Source organism: Lactobacillus panisapium (assembly GCF_019469265.1).
In the GTDB taxonomy this organism is placed as follows: Bacteria; Bacillota; Bacilli; order Lactobacillales; family Lactobacillaceae; genus Lactobacillus; species Lactobacillus panisapium.
Genome location: NZ_CP048268.1, coordinates 81,038 through 101,214, shown reverse-complemented (window position 1 = coordinate 101,214; position 20,177 = coordinate 81,038). Strand labels below are relative to the sequence as shown.

Here is a 20,177-nt window from a genome sequence, read left to right as displayed (position 1 = left end):
CATACTAACATGGAAAATTATTATACCAGTATTTTATTTATAATGAGAAAATTATCTTTTTCTTAAATTTAGGCAAAAGACTACTTTATTTTAATAATGACGCATATAATGCCCTAAAACTATGACTTGGAGGAATAATTAAACATGCTTACTCTTTTATTGATTATTTTTCTAATATGGGCTTTTGTTAAGTTAGGGATCGGAACGCTCAAAATCCTATTTTTCTTGCTGGCTTGCGGTTTTGTATTTGTTTTTTTCATTCACCTGTTAGTTCCGTTAATCATACTAGGAGCTATAATTTTTATTGCCTTTGCACTATTAGGTTCTTAAATAAAAATCCACTAAAGATTAGCTAAGCACGATAAGTAATATCTTATACTTGTCGTGCTTTTTGTGTACAGTTATTCCTATATGATTTTTTTATTTCCGCCGAATCTTACTCCCACTTTAGTTAGAGTTTTTTTGTTCGTGTTTTAGTGTAGCATATCGACTATCAAATACAAGATATTGTGGTATAGTTCTTTCTGTAGCCATACATAATGTATGTGTGAAACAATTGTTAGTTTTTAGGAGCTATTTTACACATGAAAAACACAACAATAAGCTTAGATCAGGCTTATATTGATCAAGTGAAACAAAATATTTCACCTCACTGGGGCGAATTAGGCTGGGTCACCTACAAGCGGACTTATGCCCGGTGGCTTCCACAAGAAAACCGGTCTGAAGAGTGGGACGAAACCGTCAAACGTGTGGTTGAAGGAAACATTAACCTTGACCCACGGCTTGCTGACTCACCTTCTGAAGAAGTCATTACCGAATTAACCAATGAGGCCCGCGAATTGTACCGGCTAGTTTATGGGCTTGCCGCCACTCCATCTGGACGTAATCTCTGGGTGTCTGGAACTGAGTACCAAAAGCGCAACGGTGACTCACTAAACAATTGCTGGTTTATCGCAATTCGACCGCAAAAATACGGTGACAGTCATATTGTTCCTTCGTACTTATCTAAGGATGAACAAGCTGTTTCAATGCCTTTTTCTTTTGTTTTTGATCAGCTCATGAAAGGCGGCGGTGTTGGTTTTTCTGTCGTAAAAGAAAATATTGCCAAAATTCCACCAGTTGATCAAAAAGTTGATTTAACTGTTGTAATTGATAAGAAGAGTGCTTCTTACCAAGACTCAGTTAAGTTAGGTGCAACTGACAAAGCAACTTGGGAAGAGCAAAACGGCGGCGCTACCGATTATGTTTACTATAAGCTGCCCGATACTCGCGAAGGCTGGGTTTTAGCTAATGCACGCCTAATTGATATGCACTTTAACCAAACCAATCCTGAAAACAAGCAAAAGCTAGTTTTAGATATCAGTGATATTCGGCCTTATGGCGCCAAGATTCATGGTTTTGGTGGAACAGCTTCAGGACCAATGCCACTAGTAGAAATGGTTTTTGAAATTAACCAAATTATTAACGATCGCTTTGGCGGTCACCTAACTTCAGTTGATGGCACCGATATCTGCAATTTAATCGGTAAAACCGTTGTTGCTGGCAATGTCAGAAGATCAGCAGAATTGGCACTTGGTTCAAATGATGACCAAGACTTCATCACAATGAAACAGGATAAAGATAAGCTTTATCATCATCGCTGGGCTTCTAATAATAGTGTCGCAATCGACGCTGAATTTAATGATTATGAACCTATCGCCAATGGTATTCGGGAAAACGGTGAGCCGGGAATTGTTAACCTTGATTTATCGCGCAATTACGGCCGTATAATTGATGGCTATCAAAAAGACATTGATGGCGAAGTCGAGGGAACCAATCCGTGTGGTGAGATCTCGCTTGGAAATGGCGAGCCATGCAACCTATTCGAAGTTTTTCCTTATATCGCTGAAAAACAAGGCTGGAATCTTCAAGATGTCTTCAAGCTTGCCGCACGCTACACCAAGCGCGTAACCTTTAGTGCCTACGACTGGGAGATTTCTCGCCAGATTATTTATAAAAATCGGCGTATCGGTGTTTCCATGTCAGGAATTCAAGATTGGCTCTTAAATGATCTAGGCCACCGGGTTGTCACCGGCTTTAAGGATGAGGTTGATCAAGAAACTGGTGAAAAAATCAAGGTGCCAATCTACGATCCTAAAGGAATCAAAATGGTTACTTCTGCGTATCAAGCCGTTGTTGATGCAGACAATGAGTATAGCAAGGCGCTGCACTGCGAGCCATCAATTAAGCATACTACTGTTAAGCCATCAGGAACTGTAGCCAAACTTGCAGGTGCATCTGAAGGAATGCACTTCCACTATGCTGGCTATTTAATTCAGCGAATTCGTTTCCAAGCTTCCGATCCATTATTAAAAGCATTAGCAGCTTGCGGCTATTATTCTGAACCCGATATTTATTCACCAAACACTACTTGTGTTGAATTTCCATTACGGGCAGCCCATGCGGATAGTGAAAACTTTGCTTCTGCCGGAACGGTTTCAATCGAAGAGCAATTTGCCACCCAAGCGTTTTTACAAACATACTGGTCCGACAATGCTGTTAGTTGTACCGTTACCTTCCAAAAAGAGGAAGGCGATAAGATTAATTCGCTGTTTAAGCAATATCGTCATGTAATTAAGTCAACTTCTTTATTGCCTTATTATGGTGGTTCATTAGAACAAGCACCAAAAGAGCCAATTGATAAGGAAACTTATGAAAAGCGCAAAGCCCAGATTTCAGGCGATGTTGCCAGTGTCTTTGCCAAACAACACGACGATCAAAAAGACTTAGAACTTGTTGATCAAGAAGATTGTGAAAACGGCGCTTGCCCAGTTAAATAGTCAAAATTACAAATTATTACGTTATCAGAAAAACATTACGAGGAGTTTTTATCATGAAAAAAAATAAATTAGCAGTCATTACCGGTTTAGCAACAATTTTCACTTTTACCTTTGCAGGTTATGAAACTACGCAAACACCTACTACGGTTAGTGCAGCAAGCAAAATTCACGTTACCTACACTCTTAAAGTAAATAACAAGAATTATAAAAAGCGGACTGTTAAATTAGCTAAGCATTCAACGGTTATGCAAGGACTTAGAAAACTATGGCACGTAAAGAGTACTAACGGCTTCATTACTTCGATTGCTGGTAAGAGTCAAAATAAGGCAAAACACGTTTACTGGACATATACCATTAACGGCAAATTCGCTAACAAGGGCGCAACTGAGCAAAGAGTGGGTAATAAAGACAAGGTTAAATTCACTCTAGCTAAGATGAACTAATTAATTATGCACAACTCAACCAAAAAAATAGCACTACTTGCGATCTTAACCGCAATGTGCGTGGCGCTTAGAATTTTTAAAATTATTCCTGTACCTAATGTTCAACCAGTTACTGCAATTTTAATGATCGTTACGCTAAATTTGGGCTTTACTTTTGGTTTTGCTTTGGCCATTTTAACGATGGTCGTTTCTAACATCTATCTGGGCTTTGGCATTTGGACCGTTTCGCAGGTTCTTGCCTATGGCGGCTGTGTTCTAACCGTGGCGTTATTTGCAAAATTTACGCCATTAAAAAAGCACTTTATTTTGCAACTGATACTTGTCACGTTTTTAGGCTGGGAATATGGTTGTTTTGTTGATTTCGGGATGTCCATTTTTGGCGGTTTCCAGGCCTTCCTAGCTTATTGGGCCGGCAGCCTGACCTTTGATACTTACCATGCCATTGGTAATTTAGTTTTTTATCCTATTTTATACAAACCCCTTAACATCGCACTTGATCATTACCAAAAGAGGCTATCATGACTATCAAAATTTACACCAAAGTTGGCGATCACGGTTTTACCAAACAAGTTACGGGCAAAATGGTGCCCAAATATGACCTCCAAATTGTTGCCGTAGGTGACATTGATGAACTTGATTCATATCTCGGCGTTGTAGCCGCAAGTTTATCCGCTAATTGCCAAAAGTTATTAGCGCCAGTGCAAAATTTGCAACGTGATCTATACGAACTTGAAAGTGACATTGTTGTCAAACGGCATGAGCAGATTACTAGCGCTAAAGTTACCGCGCTTGAAAAACAAATCGATGAGCTTAACCAGCAAATTCCAAAAACAACCCACTTTATTTTACCCGGCGGATCACTAACAGCATCACACTTACATTATGCTCGCACAATTGCCAGACGAGCTGAGCGAGCAATGGTTAAATTGGACGCTGAAGAGCAAAAATTGGCTCCTGCTTGCTTAAAATACATTAACCGATTATCTGACTATCTTTTTATTTTGGCTCGTTACGCGAACGTTTTGGACGGTGTAGCAGAAGTTAAAAGCAAACTATAAGTTTAGGCATTAAAAAAACGACTAATACTGATAAGAACCCCCATTAGTATCGGTCGTTTTTTAGTTTGCAATTTTAACGCAGCTAATTCCACCAAAGTTTAATTAAACCCTGCGTTCCTAAATCGCCTAGTCCTTTTTCATCAACCAGTTTAGCGTAAAGCTCAGCCGCTTTCTCGGTTGCCGGCAATTCAAGTTTCATTTCCTTAGCCGTATCTAGCGCAATTCTGAGATCCTTTAAAAAGTGCTTGCTAAAAAAGCCCGGAGTGTAATCACCCTTTAAAACTCGGGGACCATAATTACTTAAGCTCCAGTTTGCCGCACTACCAGCACCCACAGTTTCTAGCACGGCATTAAGATCAAGTCCAGCCTTCTTGGCATAAACCAGCATCTCTGTCATTCCAGTCATTGTACCTGCAATCATAATTTGATTAGCCATCTTTGTATTTTGTCCTGAACCAGCTGGGCCAAAATAATGAACTGACTTGCCAAAGTCTTTAAAAAGATCTACCAAATCATCGTAGGCTGCCTTATCACCACCGACCATAATCGTCAGCGTACCATTTTTAGCACCCAAATCACCACCAGATACAGGTGCATCTAAAACTTTAGCGCCAAGCTTTTCACCTTCAGTAAAAATGCGCTGAGCAAGTGCCGGTTTTGATGTGGTCATGTCAATCAAATACTTATCCTTAACGGTTGCTGTCAAAATCCCATTTTCGCCAAAGTAAACTTGCTCGACATCTTTAGGAAAACCAACGATTGAAAAGATCACTTCGGCTTGTTCAACTACCGCTTTTGGGCTTTCACACCAAGTCGCACCCTTAGCAACCAAGTTATCCGTTTTACTTTTTGTTCGGTTGTAAACCCAGAGCTCATGACCAGCTTGCAATAAATTGAGGCAAATCGCATTTCCCATTACCCCGGTTCCAATAAAACCAACTTTCATTAAGAATCACTCCTTTATAACCAATGGTTTTCATATATAAACCTATCATAGCACCAGTTTTTTTATTTGCTAGCAAGCCAATAGATTTTTATATTAGCCAGCGCTCCTAATCGCAGTATTGGCGGAAAAAAGAATCCACTTCATTGCCATACTCAGGCATCCCTATTAAGGTAAAGTTTTTAATTGCCCATTCACACTTTTCCAAATACTTATCTTGATGGTCAAAATGATAATTAACCATGTTTTCAAGCAATACTAAAATATTTTTATAGAAAAACAGCTCTGGCCTTGTTGCCACCTTAGCTGCTGCTTCAATCAACCAGCCGGTATCCTCATATCGCTTGGCTTTAATTAAATCAATCAACAAATTGCCAATTATGCCTAATAATTCTGCTTGATGCCGCGACTTATCCGACTTTTGCAATTTAGCAATAACTTTTTTGCTAAAGAGCAGGTTGCTGTCAAGGTCATAAAATGGCATCAAATTGATATAAACTCGTAATTTGGTTTCGTCAAAATCAGTAAAATCAAACAGCCATTCTTGTAATCGTGCACGTTTTTCTGCACTTAATTTTTCTGGCTGATTATTAATTTCCACCTCGACTGCATCAAGGTAAAGCAGCCATTTGTCTTGATTGGCCATTGTACTATCTTCAACATATTGCCTAATTTCTTTCAGCTTGGCCTGATCATTTTGATACCATGCTTGGTTAATTGCATGATCAACAAATTTAAATTCATCAAATTGTTGCTGTTCACTATCATCCAGCCTTTGAAAGAAATCCCACAAGCCAATTTGGTTTGCGCGCAAGACTGCAATCAAGTCTTCGGCGGTAATGCGATGCTTATTTTGTTCAACTTTTGAATAATACGAAGGGCTGACAATGCCAGCCGCCCATTCTTTTTGCGTCTTGCCGTTTTCAAGTCGGTACTGTTTTAATAAAGCGCCAATTGTCATTTTGCTATCCCATTATTTTAGTTCCAAACATTATTCTTAATAATGATTATAATACTAAAAACCGGTTAAAAAATTTGCAATTAATATTTGACTTAACCTTAGCTCTAAGTATTACAATTTTAATTATTAATCGCTTTATTGCGGGTATCCAGATCGTAAATTAACCTACGAACTTTCTTCATCCCAAATAAAGTATTTTATAATTAAAGCAGTCAACAATCATCTATTTAATTGTGCAGGGAGGCACTTTTTCATGAATAAGCATGAAGATTTTTTATTAAATAAAATTTCTGGTCCCCAAGACCTTAAAAAATTAAGTATCGCAGAAATGGAACAATTAGCCACAGAAATTAGGACACTAATTTTGGAAAAAGACGCATATGAAGGCGGACACCTCGGCCCTGACTTAGGAATTGTTGAAGCAACCATCGCCTATCACTACGTATTTAATGCGCCAAAAGACAAGATCGTCTGGGATGTTTCCCACCAAACTTATCCCCATAAAATGCTAACAGGACGAGCAAAAGCTTGGCTTGATCCTGATCATTATGAAGACGTTACGCCATATACTAATCCTGATGAAAGTCCCTATGATTATTACTCAATCGGCCACACTTCAACCTCAATTGCCCTGGCAAGCGGAATGGCCAAGGCACGTGATTTACTAGGCGGACATGAAAACATCATGGCTTTAATTGGTGACGGCTCAATGACTGGCGGCCTAGCTTTTGAAGGTCTTAATAATGCCGCAATTGAACAACATAACCTAGTTGTCGTCGTTAATGATAATCAGTGGTCAATTGATAAAAATGTTGGCGGACTGGTTACGGCACTGCAGAAATTGCGTGATTCTAATGGCGAAGCGGCAGAAAATCCTTTCAAGGCAATGGGCTTTGATTACCGTTACGTTGCAGATGGCAATGACCTTCAAGCAATGATTAACGCTTTTAAAGCAGTCAAAGATGTCGATCACCCAATCTTGCTGCATATCAACACGCTTAAGGGTAAAGGCTATAAGCCTGCCATTCAAGATGAAGAGGCCCACCATTGGGTTAGTCCCTTTAATTTAGCTACTGATCAACCGACAGCCGCAGCTTCATCTGCACCGACTCCTAATTCGATTGCACTAGATGTCATCAAGGAGCAAATCAATGCTGGCCAAAAAATCATGGCAATTAATGCTGCCATTCCTGGCGTCTTTGATCTTGACCACTTTAAGCAAGAGTTCCCGGCAAACTATACCGATGTTGGCATTGCCGAGCAGGAATCAGTTGCCTTTGCTGCTGGTTTTGCTAAAGAAGGCGGTATTCCAGTTTTAATGGAAAATTCCACCTTCTTACAGCGCGCTTTTGACCAGCTTTCTCATGACGTTGCAGCCAACGACCTGCCAGTAGTCATGCTTGTTGCTGGTGGCCGAATTTCAAATGGTTCTAAGACTCACCTTGGCATTTTTGATCAAGTAATGGTTGCCAACTTGCCCAACTGGCTTTACTTAGCCCCAACGACTTTAAAAGAAGAACAAGCAATGCTTGAATGGGCAATCAAGCAAAGAAGGCATCCAGTTGCCATTAAATTACCCGCTAACGTTCCTGTCAGTGATGACCAAGAAGTTGCCACCGATTATAGCGAATTAACATACCGCATCAATCCTGGGCAAAAGGTTGCAATTCTTGCCCTAGGCGACTTCTACGGCCTCGGAAAACAAGTTGCTACCGCACTAAATGCAACATTAGTCAATCCTGTTTCCGCCAATATTTTGGATCAGGCAGCTTTAGACAAGCTAGCAGCTAACCACGAAGTCATTGTTACCTTGGAAGATAACACCTTAGACGGCGGTTTTGGTCAAAAAGTAGCTTCTTATCTTGGTCAAAAAGATGTCAAAGTCCTTAATTACGGGCAAAAGCGGGTTTATACCGATCAAACTCCTGTTGAGCAAATCTACCAGGATAATCATTTAACGGTTAAGCAAATTACAGCTGATATTAAAAATATACTTTAGACTCTCAAAGTCTACTAAGGATAAAAAATGACGAAAAAAAGCAAGATAGTTCTGAGCGGCTTGTTAGCAATTTTTGTGTTACTAGCTTGCTGGTGGCTCTTCTTTAATAAGGCAGAGCAAAAGCAAAATCCAGCTAAAACAATTGCTACTCCCACCATCTTTGTTCATGGTTGGGGCAGCAGCTATCATGCAGAAGAAAGCATGACAAATTATGCCCGCGCTTGTAATGCGACTAACTCAATTATAAGAGCTGACGTTAGTCAAGACGGTAAAGTTACGTTTGATAGGACCATCAGTGCTAATGCTAAAAATCCCATCATTGAGGTTAACTTACTTAATAATAAAAGTATTTTCCCAGATGAAACCGATCAGGCTCGTGCTTTAACTAAAAGTAGTAATTACGTTAAAGACGTAGTAGTAGCGCTGCAGAAGAAATACCATTTTAATAAAATCAATTTAGTCGGTCATTCCATGGGCAACCTGCAAATTGCCTATTATTTAAAAAATAATGCAGCTAATTCCAAAATGCCGCAATTGAATAAACAAGTTTCTATTGCAGGCCATTATAACGGCTATCTTGGCGAACTCGGCGCACCCAAGCATACTATTTTAACGAAAAATGGTAAGCCAGAAAAAATGGATACTGGCTACAAAGGACTACTGCCTTTAAAAAGGACTTTCCCGCAAAATGCCCGCGTACTAAATATCTACGGTAATACTGGTAACGGAACAGATGGTTCAGTTGACAATAACTCTTCCCGCTCTTACCGTTACTTAGTTAGTAAACGCGCACGTTCTTACCAAGAACACGAATTTCACGGGCAAAATGCTCAGCACAGCAAGCTACATGAAAACAAGCAGGTAGCTCAATTACTGGTTAAATTTTTATGGGCAAAATAAAAAATAACACTTTACTTAATTTTGCCCTGATCGTACAAAGTGATTTTAGTTTTTAAGCGCGTAATTGTTTGCTGGATGTTGTGATTTTCTTGTTCAAGTTTTTCTAATTCTTTAACTAAAATTGCGCGCCGGTTTTTTCTAGTATCCGTGCCCTTTTGAACCAATTTAGTATATTCGAGTAAGTCATTAACGGGAATTCTCACTTGACGCATGCATCTGATAAAGTCAATCCAATTTAAATCAGCTTCGCTATAATTTCTAATGCCGTCTTTGCGCTCTATTGGCGGAATTAAGCCAACTTTTTCATAATAGCGCAGGGTAACTGGAGTTACGTTAGTTTTTTGCGCTGCTTCTGCTATTTTCATCCTGTTAATCTCCCAATTTTTTACTTTAAACAAAGTATAATTTGACTTAACAATAAGTCTTTTACGCGGCCCAAAAGACAAAAGTACCTATCCAATTTATATCAGCTTCGTTATACTTCTAATGCCGTCTTTGCGCTTTATTGGTGGAATTAAGCTAGCCTTTTTATAGAGTATGCCTCTAAAATTAATTATTTTCTTTTACTTTTTAATAAGTCTAAAACAATTATTATTACCTGCTGAACAAGCCAAAGTAATAATGAATAAATAGATATAACACCCAGTAAGATATTTTTCCCATCTAAGTAGTATAAAACTATAAAGACGAAGAACATTGCTAAATAAATACGCTCTGAATAAACTACAACTTTGTGATCAACTAAGTAATCAGTTTCAGAAGAAGTTGATTTTTGATTTTTACTTGTGGGCCATAATGCCACTGCTAATGTTAATAGTCCTATTATTATTTCCCTTGGACTACGCCAAGGAGAAAAATCTTTTATCGCAATTATTAATAATATAATGCCTATTGAAATAGGAACAATTTTACTAAGTTTTATCTTCATAATTTATACCTTATAAAATCTAATTATTTTTGCCTAAACTTTATAAGTAATCCATCTAAACTTATTGCACATCTGTCAACATCATTAATTTCCAAAATGCGATTTCATTCACTGAAAAAAATAATAATTGGTGTGCCACGTAACGAATCATTCATAATATTGCTTCTTAATTTAGATGTATATACCTATTCGTTTATGTCTTAAGTATATAATTAAAATGAAGTAACGCAAGTAGATCTTCTACAAATATATGATGAATATTTTTCCACCTTGGCATAAAATGATGGACTAATTACATTGCCAGCCCATTCTTTTTGTGTCTTCATCTTCTCGATTCGATATTTTTTAAGTAATTCCCCTACTGACAAAAAAGCTCCCTTTCTTAACAATAATATTTTGTTATTAACTTCAAATTAACAACCTACCATAATCTATTCAATACTGCTTTAAAATCGTCCTATTGTTTTTTCTATTCTTCAATCCATATTGATTATACCCATGTTATATCTTATATATTGACAAGCACTTAAATTTCTTATTGATTAGGAGGTATAAAACTATGGCTATTTTGTAAAAAAGCTAGCAAAAACTTACAATCGCTAGGTTCTTAGCCAGCATTTGCTTTAGACCATATATCATTGTTAGTTTACTTTTTAAACGTAGCTTTGCTGGTAGTAATTTAGTTTTAATTGTTATCGGAATTAACCTAATGTCAGATATTGCCGGCTTTTATTTCGGTAGGCTCGAAATGCCTCTAATTGTTGATACCGAAGAACTTGCTGATGCCGAAGGCTTTGAAAAATAGCATTAATGGTATCATTTATTTGGTTGCACAGTTGATCGGATCCGGCTTACTACTATTCCAATTTAGCACCTTAAACTTCCTAGTAGTCGGAGCTTTTCGCTTACTAATATCTTCTAGACTAGCTTAATCTTGCTTTGGCATAATACATATTGCTGCTTTAATTGCCGCCGGAGAAGTCATCCCTTCTAATGGACTCTGACCCTCATATTTTTGATGATATGCCTGATTTATTCGCTGACCCATTTCAGTATTGTTGCTAGCAGCAGTAAAGTTAACTTGATAAGTTTGATTGCCAGCTGTGATTTGACCTGCACCTTGCTTTACGGCTGCTTGATACCACTTAGAATCGTGTCCGTGATATGCCCTAATATAAATTCTACCTGCAATAATCACAAACCAAATCGTTACCGGTGTGGCGTGAGTTTTGCCATCTTCATAAAAAGGCTCAATTTTAATCGTCTCGTCATGAATAAAATTATCTAGGACCACTTTTGACCATTCATTCATTTGAAAGACTCCTTTCAATACTAGTTAAAAGATGATGATATCTTAATTGTAGATACTTACTTTACCGATGTGAAATACTCATTAATGATTACTAAACATAACCAATTTGCATTAAAAAATAGTCAAAAATCACTAACTAAAAACAGATAAACATATAAAGAGAAGGAAAATGGAATTACGAGTTTTAAATTACTTCGTTGCGGTTGCACAAGAAGGCAATATGACACACGCAGCACAAAAACTGTTAATCTCCCAACCCGCATTGTCTAGACAAATTGCGGATCTAGAAGATGAATTAGGCGTTAAGTTATTTAGCCGCAAGTCACGGCGATTGACGCTTACTCCTGCTGGACAATACCTACTAGAGCAAGCTAAAGAAATCTTGGCTTTAACTGCCAAGACTAAAAGCAATCTAGAATCATCTTCTTTTATTAGTGGCGACTTAACCATTGCTGCTGGCGAAAGTATTGGTATGCAGCGCATCATGAATGTTGTGAGTGCGGTTATTAAAGAGCACCCAACCGTTAAAATTCACCTTTTAAGCGGCGACTATAGTTATGCTGAACGTAAGCTAACTAACGGCACAGTTGATTTTGCGGTTATTATTGGGGATGCACCCACACCAAATTACGCCTCTTTAACTTTGCCTGAAAAAGACACTTGGGGCGTATTAATGAATACTAGCGACGCGCTAGTCAAACAAGAAATGATTACGCCGCAGGACTTAGCTGGTCGGTCAGTTTTAAATTCACAGCAGGCGGTCAATTTTCATACTTTTCAAAATTGGCTGGGCAATTACAAAGAAAAGGTCAACTTTATTGGTACTTATAATCTAAACTTCAATGGCACTTTGCTGGTCAAAAATAATGCTGCACTGATGCTAACCCTGGATAACCTAGTTAACACTTCACCCGGCTCTGGCGTCACTTTTAGAAAGCTTGCGCCCCAGTTGCAATACCCAATTAAAGTCGTCTGGAAACGCGAGGTCAGTCTATCACCTGTAGCGGAGCTATTTTTAAAATTGCTAAAGGAGTCAATCTTTTAACCGTTATAATTACTTAAAATTATCTTTGATCATGCACGATAAGCATTTTACACTACAAATAATTCACACTAGAATTTAGTTGATAAAGGAGAGAATACTGTGAATAAAGCACTTATCGAAGAATTTAACCAACTAGTTGCCCCTTTTGTTAGTGATGTTAACAATCATTGTACAAAGCATTTACAAAAAGATCGCTTTTTAATTCCAATAATTGCTAGTATTACCCAGGGAATAATTAAGCAGCTACCTGATCAAGTTGAGCAAGCACTAAATAAGCAGGTTGAGCCTGAAACAATTGCCGAAGTAATTTACCAATTAGTGCCTGTTATCGGCACATTAAAAGTTGAGCAGGCATTGCCTTCTATTCAAAAAGTTTTTGCTCAGCATCAAGTTCAGCTGTTTCTAACTGAAACCGCCACCGATCAGGATTTTGGCGCTAGAGTGCAAAGTAGGCTTTACAGTACAGAAATCAAAAACTTACTAAAAGATTTGCCCGATGAAGCAGGTCAATTTATTCCATATGCGTTAACACAGCACTTTTTTAATGATTTTTATAACCGGAAGACTTTGCCGGTTCGCGACCGTGAACGCTATGAATTACTAGCTCTTATTACATTAAATGTTGAATTTCAAATCAAGGCCCATGCACGCGGAAGCTTAAGGGCTGGCAATACCGAAAGTGAATTAATTTGGTCAGTAATCCAGCTTTTGCCTTATGTTGGTTTCCCCTTTGTTATCAATAGTGTGCAAGTAATTCATCAGGCTGCAGGTCAATTAGCCGAAGAAAACTCCTAAGAAAAAAAGCCTTTGACTGAAAAATCAAAGGCTTTTTACTTACTTAAATTAGCTACCAGTACTTTGGTATCTCTGTAAAAAGAGTCGCCACAATTGGTAAATAAGTAAAAAGAATAAAATACAAACTGCCGGAATAATTCCCAGCCAAATCCATTCATGCTCTTGAGCAATTTTTTCTTGCGGAATTGAGGCTACCCAACCTAATGGCAACACAAAAGTTAAAACCAATCTAAATCCTTCCGCATAGATTGATAACGGGTACTTGCTCATCTCAAAAAAGTCAAACGTGGTTTCAGCCAAGTCGGCTAAACCATTAGACCAAAGTGAGACAATATTGCCCAGAATTGCTAAGCTTAAGAAAATTAAAGAAGTAAACAGTGAAATAAAAATAAACATCACCGTTATGTACCAGGGATTATGCAGCCGAATATCAACCAGCACTAACAATAAAAGTGCAACCAGCAAATCACCCCACGCGTCTTCATCTACACGCTCATTGATTAGCTGGAAAAGCGGGCTAACCGGTTTAATTAGAATCGTATCAAGCTTACCCTGATGAAGATAGTCCGAAATATTAAGCGCATTAATAAAAAAGCAGCGAAAGATTGCAAATGCTAGCGTCGCCAAGGCATAAGTAAGCAGTAATTGCTCAAAACTATAGCCTTTGATTCGTGGCACTAAATTGAAAATAAACCTTAAAGCAACAATATTAAGTACATTCTGAATAATCATGCCAGCAATCGCAAAGTAAAAATCAAGATCATAAACAGCAAGAGATTTTAAATTAACTTTTAAATAGGCAAAAAACAATTTTAGATATCTCATTTTTAGCCTCCTTGAACTACTGTTTTAGTAACTGCATGCTTAAAAAGGTACTTATACACGAAGCTAAATAGTAATAAATATAAAATTTGGATCAGCACTACTTGGCTAAAAAATGACCAAGATGGTGTTTCAGCCAACATTCCGACCGCACCAAACGAATACTGAAACGGCAAATAAGAAGACAGCGTTTTTAAAGCATCTGGATAGAAGTTAGCTGGAAAAACATTTCCGGCAAGAACAAGCAAAACTGCTTCCTTAAAGGTAGAAATTCCCCAAATACTATATGTATAAAAAGAGAATGTTCCCAGAATTAGTTCTAACTCAAAATATAAAAAGTACGCTAAGAAACCAGCTACTATGACCATTAATATCGCTGATAAAGAGACTTGGAAGTTTAGGAGCCAAAAATAAAGTACTAAAATGACTAAGCCAATTACTAAAAACTTAGCAATAGAATAACCTAAACTTTCCCAGAGTAACTGAGTTCGAACAGCCAGTGGCTTTAGCAAATCAAGCGCAATATCACCCGAACGTACCTTATCGTTAAGCGTATAGCTAGATTTAGGAAACAAAATCGTTAATAACTGCATTAATAACAGATAACTAACTGTCTGCCGAAAAACTGCGTTTGGCCGTCCTATTAAAACAGCTTTCCACAAAAAATACTGGACAATAAATGAAATTAGCGCTGAAAAAAGCCAAAAAACTAAGGCAGATTTCGATGCAAAACCATTTTTGATACCTATTTTCATTAAGGTCAATCTATATTTCATGGGCATTACCCCCTGCAATATGACTGAGCAAGTATTCAAGCTTATTATTTTTAACTTCAATATTCTCAATTGGAACACTGGCAGTTAATTGGCTCAGAATTTCTTTAATATTTTTTTGTTCAATGTCAGCTAGTTGAAAGTCACCGTTTGTAAGCTGCATTAATTGGGGCCACGTTTGGCGTAAATCAGCATAGTTACTGCTGCTACTAGTAAAAGTAATCGTCGCTGGTACTGCTAAATTGGCAATTTTTGCGCTGTCAAGATTGAGCACCAAATTACCCGCATTCATAATCATGATTCGGGAGCACGTCTGCTCCACTTCAATTAGATCATGCGAGGTGAAAATAATTGTTTTATTTGTTAGCCCTTTTAAAAAAGCAATCAGACTGTTTTTAGTTAAAACATCAAGACCGATTGTTGGTTCATCAAGAATAATTAGTTCAGGATCATGAATTAAGGCCGCAATAAATTCTACTTTCATTCGTTGACCTAAACTAAGCGTACGCACTGGCTGACTTAGAAAGTCCTCAGCACCAAGCGTTTTAGTTAATTGGTTCAGTCTGCTATGAAAGTCTTTGTTATCTACCTGGTAAAGTTCCCGGTTTAATAGCAAGGTATCCATTACCGGCAAGTCCCAGCGTAACTGACTTCTTTGCCCAAACACGACACCAATTTTGCGGGCATTTATTTGTCGATTATCAACTGGATTCACACCAAAAGTTGTAATTTTACCTCCATTAGGCTGCAAAATTCCTAAGATCATTTTGATTAAGGTAGATTTGCCTGAACCATTTAGGCCAACAAGACCCACATGATCGCCTTGGTTAATTTGCAAAGAAACATTTTTAACCGCAGCAATAGTTTGTTTTGTTCGGTGAAAAAAGTCGACGGAAGTTACTTTCTGATATTGTTTTGTTAAATTTTCCGTTTTAATTATCATTATGTCTCCACTCAATAAGATTAAACTGTCAATTTCATCCCCACAACGAAATTGACACAACCTATAATGAGCCAGTCATAAAAGTCTTAATTAATTATATCATTTATTTTTAATATTAGCATTCTTATTTAGGCTAACAGAATTAATGCAACGTCAAAAGACAAAAGAATATGAAAAAATATTGGCAAAGGAGTGATCCTAATAGTCAACTTTAGCGGGCAGAAAGAAGCAAAAAGCAGCTAAAACACTTTTTCGGTGTTTTGGCTGCTTCTTTTTTGCTTAAAGAGCTAGTTTCTTCCCAGACTCTTTGTTTTCGGACTATTTTTTACTTACTTTTACTCCGTTTTTATAAATCCTGTTTTTATTTATTTCAATTTTATCAACTATGTCTTTTCCTAAGTCGCTTCCCAACATTTCGGATATACCCAGCAAAAAAATACCAACATCTGCTAATTCTTCATTGATATTATCATCATCTTGCTTAAGCCAGCCTTTAAACAGCTCATTTACTTCGCCATACAATAGCAGCAATTCAAACTTGATATCTGTCGTATTAAAATTATGTCTTCTTTTATTATCAAGAACTTCCTTCTGGAGTTTTTTGGTATCAATTATCATTTTTATTCACCTAATTTAATAACTTGTTTAGTTGAATTGCTCAACTGCCTGCGCAATCGGTGTATCACCGTTAGCTAAATCAAATTGCTGCTTATGCAATCTAGAACTTTCAATAATAGTAGCAACCGTTTCGGCAACATCTGCTCTAGTAATGCTTATATCATCTATTGACTGCGTCAATTGTGAAGCTATCTGAATTTTTCCAGTAGCAGGTTGATTAATTAATCTTGCTGGCCGCAGAATCGTGTAATCCAAAGAACTGTGCAAAAGCCACTCATCGGCATAGTACTTGGCTGCGTAATAATAGCTTTCTGGAGCTCTAGGTGGAACATTATCTGACCAAAAGCCTCGGTCATTGGCCTTAATTGAACTAATCATGATGAACCGACTAACATTTGTCTTTTCAGCAGCATTAATTGCCTTAACCGCACCATCAAGGTCAATCATCATCGTTGCATCCGCACCAGTTTTTCCACCTGAGCCAGCAGCAAATACGACTACGTCGACTCCTTGCATCACTTGTTCAAGTTGTGCTTGCGCTTTTGTCAAATCAACATACGCAGTCATAATATTTTGTTGTTGATATTCTTCCTGTTGGCTAGCTGAGCGCAAGCCCGCAATTACTTGGCAGTTTTCCTTTGCTTGTAAAATCTGTACTAACTGCCGGCCAATCTGACCATGTGCTCCAATTACCAAAATTTTCATGGTTTATCTCCCGTTCAATACTAATCTATATTTTCTTTATTTAATCACGGTGACAACTTTTAGGCAATTTAGGCCTGCAAATAAAACGGGCAAGTCTCTAATTACCAGTCCTCTTTATTGCTCGCAAACAATTAATTTCATACTCAATTTTGGTCGCTTCATTCAAACTTGTTACGAATATTTTATTTTGTTCAATTGAAGTAAAAACTCTCATCGTAAAAACATATTTACCATTTTCTAAAAAGATTTCGGCAGAAGACGTGTCCTGCAAAATCCGTAATTGAATTTTTTTACTCAAATCAATTGCACAACTGCGTTCAGTTCCATATTCATCTTCAAAATTAGCACCTGCATTAGCTCGGTTAACGATAAAGCGATTTTTAATAGCATTTAGTATTAGGCGCAAGTGTTTACTATTTTTATCATCACTAAATAAATCAAGGACAAAAATTGATTTTGAGCCACATTTTATGGTCAATTTTAGGTCTCGTTGATTCCTGCCCTCGGCAATTTTTTTCTCTTGCCTAACCGTTTTTTCGGCAATCAATTGTGCAATGGCTAAGTCTTTAATCTCATCAATTGGCTTTTGGTAAAGATACTTGCCATCACAAGTTAATTCCCGTGGAAAAGTTAAGCAGCCAGTATAGTCATAATCTACTGTTGGATCATTACCATTTAAGATACTCATCCAAGCAATTAAAACCCTTCTCCCATCAGGTGTGAGCATTGTTTGCGGAGCATAAAAGTCAAATCCCTGATCAATCTCATTAAACTCGGTGCCGGTAAACAGACCAGTATTTAGATTTAAGGGTTGTCCGATAGAATAACAAGCCTGATATTGATTAAGAAAACGATTATTTTTCGTATTAAGTCCTTGCGGACAAAAAAGGAGGACACCATGATGCGCAAGTTCAAAATAATCTGGACATTCACACATATAGCCCATGTTTTTATCAAAATTGGTTTTGACTTCTCCTATTTTTTCCCAAGTCAATAAGTCTTGACTCTTATATAGCAGAACTGTCCCTTTTTGATTAGTTTTCTGTGCCCCAATTACAGCATAATATATTCCTTTTTTCTGAAAAATCTTTGGATCTCTAAAGTGACCAGTATAGCCTTTGATTCGACCCTTAATTAAGGGACTTTTTAATTTAGTCACACAATCATTTCGATCCATCCAGGCTCCTAATTGAGTCGGCATCCGGTGCCAGTGTGGCGTGTTAGTCCCAATCCACGAATTTCCCGTATACATTAAAAATAAACGATTATTGGCTTGAATTGCACTTCCTGAATAAACGCCATATTGATCATATTTAGTGTCATTGGCCATTGCTTGGCCTAAATCCTGCCAATCAATTAAGTTTCTTGATTTTAAGTGTTGCCAACCCTGCTCAAAATAAGTGGGATTTTGCGTAAATTTAAGGGGGAAAGATTGATAAAACAAGTGGTAATAGCCAGCAAAAAAAGAAAAACCATTAGGATCATTTAGCTGCCCCATTATACTTTCCAGATGAAATTGCTGACGATATGGAGATTGGCCAACACGCTTTTTTTGCTCAGTTATCACATTTTGAGGTACCGAACTTAAATTAGATACTAAATTTCTAAACTCTTTTCTTCTATCAGTCATTTAATTATCCTCAACAACAAAAAGACCGTTTAATTATTGGTAATCAAACAGTCCTTTACTTATTTTCTATCGTTCTTCTTTTAACATCCGATCGTTATAGCCAAAAAAGTAAGTTAGTGTAAATGCAACCCCAAAGCCAACTAGGCAAACCAAGATATATAAAGGCAATTGCTGATTAAGAAATAGTAATATTCCGGGAATAACCGTAATTGACATGCCTGTTGCCCTTAAGTTGAAAATACTTGAAAGAAATCCTCCTGCTGCTCCTCCAACACAGCCAAACAAAAATGGCTTTAAGAATCTAATATTTATGCCGTAAATTGCCGGTTCAGTGATACCAAGTAAAGCTGAAATGGTTGATGGAAAAGCTATTTGCTTAATCTTACTTGAATGGCTTTTTACAGCGACCGCAAGAACTGCACCAGCTTGCGCTGCAATTGAAGCAGAACTGATAGGATTAACCTGATTCCAGTGCGTATTCGCTAGCAATTGAATTTCAACAATATTCAAGGCATGATGCAATCCAGTAACGACAACCATCTGATTGATACCGCCCCAAATGAGGCCGCCTAAACCATATGGTAGTTGAACAATCCACTCAGTCGCATAAAGTATTCCCCGCTCTACTGATCTAAAGATGGGACCAACAATAAACAGCCCCAGCATACTCATTATCAGTAGCGTTGCAAAAGGCGTCACGATTAAGTCCAAGGAATTGACCACATGTTTATGAATCCACTTTTCTGTTTTTGCTCCTAAAAAGCCCAGAATAAAAGCTGGTAAAACAGAGGCCTGGTACCCTGCAACTGGAATCACACCGAAAAACATTAATGCAGGCTTAGTTCCCTGGGCAACATCCCAAGCAGATGGCAAAGACGGATTAACTAACATTAGCCCTAGTAATACCCCTAAAATAGGACTACCGCCAAATACGCGAAATGCTGACCAGCAGACCAAAACAGGTAAGAAGTCAAAAGCAGTTCCGGTAAGAATACTAAAATAAGTATTAAATTGTGCTGGTATTTGTTTAGGCGTCATGCCAAAAATTTGCAGGATCTGCGGTTGAGTAATCAGCCCTTTTAGTCCCATAAACAAACCCGTTGCAACTAGTGCTGGAATAATCGGAACAAAAACATCTGCAAACATTCTGATTGCCTTGCGGAACCAACCTGATTTTTCTGCGGCAACATCATTTAAATCTGCGCTACTTGTCGTTGCTGCGCCTGCTTCTTTAACTGCCTCATAGACGTCATTAACGAGCCCCGTTCCAAAAATGATTTGATACTGCCCAGACGTAAAAAAATGTCCTTTAGCTTTATCGATTTGATCTAACTTCTTCTCATCAACTTTTGTTCGGTCATGAACGACTAGCCTTAGCCTCGTAGCACAATGAGCAGTTGACACAATATTATTTTTGCCACCAATCGCGTCAAAGACTTGTTTGGCAATTTTTTGGTTCTCTTTTGAAGCCATCATTCTCTCC

General features: G+C 37.8%; 20 protein-coding genes. 8 read left to right on the top strand and 12 right to left on the bottom strand.

Annotated features, from left to right (window positions below; genetic code table 11):
* The first annotated feature begins 584 nt into the window (after positions 1-584).
* From nrdJ to GYM71_RS00465, 4 genes are read left to right on the top strand one after another with little or no spacing between them, the layout of a single operon-like run.
* Complete coding sequence (gene nrdJ, locus GYM71_RS00480; RefSeq protein WP_220220494.1) at positions 585-2,819, top strand: ribonucleoside-triphosphate reductase, adenosylcobalamin-dependent; 2,235 nt, start codon at positions 585-587, stop codon at positions 2,817-2,819.
* Between the two features lie 53 nt (positions 2,820-2,872).
* Entirely contained in the window at positions 2,873-3,262 is a 390-nt protein-coding gene (locus GYM71_RS00475) for a DUF4430 domain-containing protein (protein ID WP_103752690.1), read from the top strand.
* 6 nt (positions 3,263-3,268) lie between these two features.
* The gene (locus tag GYM71_RS00470; protein ID WP_103752689.1) at positions 3,269-3,784 is read left to right on the top strand and encodes an ECF transporter S component; all 516 of its coding nucleotides are present in this window, start codon (positions 3,269-3,271) and stop codon (positions 3,782-3,784) included.
* Positions 3,781-4,320 carry a cob(I)yrinic acid a,c-diamide adenosyltransferase gene (locus GYM71_RS00465; protein ID WP_220220493.1) on the top strand — a complete coding sequence of 180 codons (540 nt, stop codon included), beginning with the start codon at positions 3,781-3,783 and terminating at the stop codon, positions 4,318-4,320. The genes GYM71_RS00470 and GYM71_RS00465 overlap by 4 nt, the downstream gene beginning before the upstream one ends.
* 82 nt (positions 4,321-4,402) lie before the next feature.
* On the opposite strand, the gene GYM71_RS00460 is transcribed toward GYM71_RS00465, so the two are convergent.
* Both GYM71_RS00460 and GYM71_RS00455 read right to left on the bottom strand, forming a co-directional pair.
* Positions 4,403-5,266 (bottom strand): NAD(P)-dependent oxidoreductase, encoded by an 864-nt coding sequence (locus tag GYM71_RS00460; RefSeq protein ID WP_220220492.1) that lies wholly within the window; start codon positions 5,264-5,266, stop codon positions 4,403-4,405.
* A 106-nt stretch (positions 5,267-5,372) separates the two neighbouring features.
* Complete coding sequence (locus tag GYM71_RS00455) at positions 5,373-6,224, bottom strand: helix-turn-helix domain-containing protein (RefSeq protein WP_220220491.1); 852 nt, start codon at positions 6,222-6,224, stop codon at positions 5,373-5,375.
* Positions 6,225-6,477: 253 nt separating this feature from the next.
* Here GYM71_RS00455 and GYM71_RS00450 point away from each other — a divergent pair, with 253 nt between their 5' ends.
* The gene (locus GYM71_RS00450) at positions 6,478-8,223 is read left to right on the top strand and encodes a 1-deoxy-D-xylulose-5-phosphate synthase (protein WP_220220490.1); all 1,746 of its coding nucleotides are present in this window, start codon (positions 6,478-6,480) and stop codon (positions 8,221-8,223) included.
* A gap of 27 nt (positions 8,224-8,250) precedes the next feature.
* Positions 8,251-9,123 carry an alpha/beta hydrolase gene (locus GYM71_RS00445; protein WP_220220489.1) on the top strand — a complete coding sequence of 291 codons (873 nt, stop codon included), beginning with the start codon at positions 8,251-8,253 and terminating at the stop codon, positions 9,121-9,123.
* A gap of 11 nt (positions 9,124-9,134) precedes the next feature.
* Here the strand turns inward: GYM71_RS00445 and GYM71_RS00440 are convergent, their stop codons facing one another.
* The 3 genes from GYM71_RS00440 to GYM71_RS00430 all read right to left on the bottom strand — a co-directional run bounded on the left by GYM71_RS00440 (position 9,135) and on the right by GYM71_RS00430 (position 11,363).
* Entirely contained in the window at positions 9,135-9,488 is a 354-nt protein-coding gene (locus GYM71_RS00440; protein ID WP_220220488.1) for a MerR family transcriptional regulator, read from the bottom strand.
* 188 nt (positions 9,489-9,676) lie between these two features.
* Complete coding sequence (locus tag GYM71_RS00435; RefSeq protein WP_220220487.1) at positions 9,677-10,051, bottom strand: hypothetical protein; 375 nt, start codon at positions 10,049-10,051, stop codon at positions 9,677-9,679.
* Positions 10,052-10,979: 928 nt separating this feature from the next.
* Positions 10,980-11,363, bottom strand: coding sequence for a DUF2255 family protein (locus GYM71_RS00430; RefSeq protein WP_220220486.1), 384 nt, complete (start codon positions 11,361-11,363; stop codon positions 10,980-10,982).
* A 169-nt stretch (positions 11,364-11,532) separates the two neighbouring features.
* On the opposite strand from GYM71_RS00430, the gene GYM71_RS00425 reads away from it, so the two are divergent.
* Both GYM71_RS00425 and GYM71_RS00420 read left to right on the top strand, forming a co-directional pair.
* Entirely contained in the window at positions 11,533-12,408 is an 876-nt protein-coding gene (locus tag GYM71_RS00425) for a LysR family transcriptional regulator (RefSeq protein WP_220220485.1), read from the top strand.
* Between the two features lie 99 nt (positions 12,409-12,507).
* On the top strand, positions 12,508-13,203 hold the full coding sequence (locus GYM71_RS00420; protein WP_220220484.1) for a carboxymuconolactone decarboxylase family protein: 696 nt from the start codon (positions 12,508-12,510) through the stop codon (positions 13,201-13,203).
* 48 nt (positions 13,204-13,251) lie between these two features.
* Here the strand turns inward: GYM71_RS00420 and GYM71_RS00415 are convergent, their stop codons facing one another.
* The 7 genes from GYM71_RS00415 to GYM71_RS00385 form a co-directional block, all read right to left on the bottom strand.
* A complete protein-coding gene (locus tag GYM71_RS00415) occupies positions 13,252-14,028 on the bottom strand; it encodes an ABC transporter permease (RefSeq protein ID WP_220220483.1) in 777 nt (258 codons plus the stop codon).
* A gap of 2 nt (positions 14,029-14,030) precedes the next feature.
* Positions 14,031-14,801: an ABC transporter permease gene (locus GYM71_RS00410; RefSeq protein ID WP_220220482.1), complete on the bottom strand. Its 771-nt coding sequence runs from the start codon at positions 14,799-14,801 to the stop codon at positions 14,031-14,033.
* The gene (locus GYM71_RS00405; RefSeq protein WP_220220481.1) at positions 14,791-15,741 is read right to left on the bottom strand and encodes an ABC transporter ATP-binding protein; all 951 of its coding nucleotides are present in this window, start codon (positions 15,739-15,741) and stop codon (positions 14,791-14,793) included. Before GYM71_RS00405 ends, GYM71_RS00410 begins: the two co-directional genes overlap by 11 nt.
* 318 nt (positions 15,742-16,059) lie before the next feature.
* Positions 16,060-16,359 carry a nucleoside triphosphate pyrophosphohydrolase family protein gene (locus GYM71_RS00400; protein WP_103752673.1) on the bottom strand — a complete coding sequence of 100 codons (300 nt, stop codon included), beginning with the start codon at positions 16,357-16,359 and terminating at the stop codon, positions 16,060-16,062.
* 27 nt (positions 16,360-16,386) lie between these two features.
* Positions 16,387-17,064 (bottom strand): SDR family oxidoreductase, encoded by a 678-nt coding sequence (locus GYM71_RS00395; RefSeq protein ID WP_220220480.1) that lies wholly within the window; start codon positions 17,062-17,064, stop codon positions 16,387-16,389.
* Positions 17,065-17,161: 97 nt separating this feature from the next.
* Positions 17,162-18,694 carry a sucrose-6-phosphate hydrolase gene (locus GYM71_RS00390; protein WP_220220479.1) on the bottom strand — a complete coding sequence of 511 codons (1,533 nt, stop codon included), beginning with the start codon at positions 18,692-18,694 and terminating at the stop codon, positions 17,162-17,164.
* 66 nt (positions 18,695-18,760) lie between these two features.
* On the bottom strand, positions 18,761-20,170 hold the full coding sequence (locus tag GYM71_RS00385) for a sucrose-specific PTS transporter subunit IIBC (RefSeq protein ID WP_244986831.1): 1,410 nt from the start codon (positions 20,168-20,170) through the stop codon (positions 18,761-18,763).
* Between the last annotated feature and the right edge of the window lie 7 nt (positions 20,171-20,177).

What these genes read in the sequence shown, in the direction of transcription:
- nrdJ (WP_220220494.1), top strand. Translation starts at nt 585, where the DNA reads ATGAAAAACACAACAATAAGCTTAGATCAGGCTTATATTGATCAAGTG.
- GYM71_RS00475 (WP_103752690.1), top strand. Translation starts at nt 2,873, where the DNA reads ATGAAAAAAAATAAATTAGCAGTCATTACCGGTTTAGCAACAATTTTC.
- GYM71_RS00470 (WP_103752689.1), top strand. Translation starts at nt 3,269, where the DNA reads ATGCACAACTCAACCAAAAAAATAGCACTACTTGCGATCTTAACCGCA.
- GYM71_RS00465 (WP_220220493.1), top strand. Translation starts at nt 3,781, where the DNA reads ATGACTATCAAAATTTACACCAAAGTTGGCGATCACGGTTTTACCAAA.
- GYM71_RS00460 (WP_220220492.1), bottom strand. Translation starts at nt 5,266, where the DNA reads ATGAAAGTTGGTTTTATTGGAACCGGGGTAATGGGAAATGCGATTTGC.
- GYM71_RS00455 (WP_220220491.1), bottom strand. Translation starts at nt 6,224, where the DNA reads ATGACAATTGGCGCTTTATTAAAACAGTACCGACTTGAAAACGGCAAG.
- GYM71_RS00450 (WP_220220490.1), top strand. Translation starts at nt 6,478, where the DNA reads ATGAATAAGCATGAAGATTTTTTATTAAATAAAATTTCTGGTCCCCAA.
- GYM71_RS00445 (WP_220220489.1), top strand. Translation starts at nt 8,251, where the DNA reads ATGACGAAAAAAAGCAAGATAGTTCTGAGCGGCTTGTTAGCAATTTTT.
- GYM71_RS00440 (WP_220220488.1), bottom strand. Translation starts at nt 9,488, where the DNA reads ATGAAAATAGCAGAAGCAGCGCAAAAAACTAACGTAACTCCAGTTACC.
- GYM71_RS00435 (WP_220220487.1), bottom strand. Translation starts at nt 10,051, where the DNA reads ATGAAGATAAAACTTAGTAAAATTGTTCCTATTTCAATAGGCATTATA.
- GYM71_RS00430 (WP_220220486.1), bottom strand. Translation starts at nt 11,363, where the DNA reads ATGAATGAATGGTCAAAAGTGGTCCTAGATAATTTTATTCATGACGAG.
- GYM71_RS00425 (WP_220220485.1), top strand. Translation starts at nt 11,533, where the DNA reads ATGGAATTACGAGTTTTAAATTACTTCGTTGCGGTTGCACAAGAAGGC.
- GYM71_RS00415 (WP_220220483.1), bottom strand. Translation starts at nt 14,028, where the DNA reads ATGAGATATCTAAAATTGTTTTTTGCCTATTTAAAAGTTAATTTAAAA.
- GYM71_RS00410 (WP_220220482.1), bottom strand. Translation starts at nt 14,801, where the DNA reads ATGAAATATAGATTGACCTTAATGAAAATAGGTATCAAAAATGGTTTT.
- GYM71_RS00405 (WP_220220481.1), bottom strand. Translation starts at nt 15,741, where the DNA reads ATGATAATTAAAACGGAAAATTTAACAAAACAATATCAGAAAGTAACT.
- GYM71_RS00400 (WP_103752673.1), bottom strand. Translation starts at nt 16,359, where the DNA reads ATGATAATTGATACCAAAAAACTCCAGAAGGAAGTTCTTGATAATAAA.
- GYM71_RS00395 (WP_220220480.1), bottom strand. Translation starts at nt 17,064, where the DNA reads ATGAAAATTTTGGTAATTGGAGCACATGGTCAGATTGGCCGGCAGTTA.
- GYM71_RS00390 (WP_220220479.1), bottom strand. Translation starts at nt 18,694, where the DNA reads ATGACTGATAGAAGAAAAGAGTTTAGAAATTTAGTATCTAATTTAAGT.
- GYM71_RS00385 (WP_244986831.1), bottom strand. Translation starts at nt 20,170, where the DNA reads ATGATGGCTTCAAAAGAGAACCAAAAAATTGCCAAACAAGTCTTTGAC.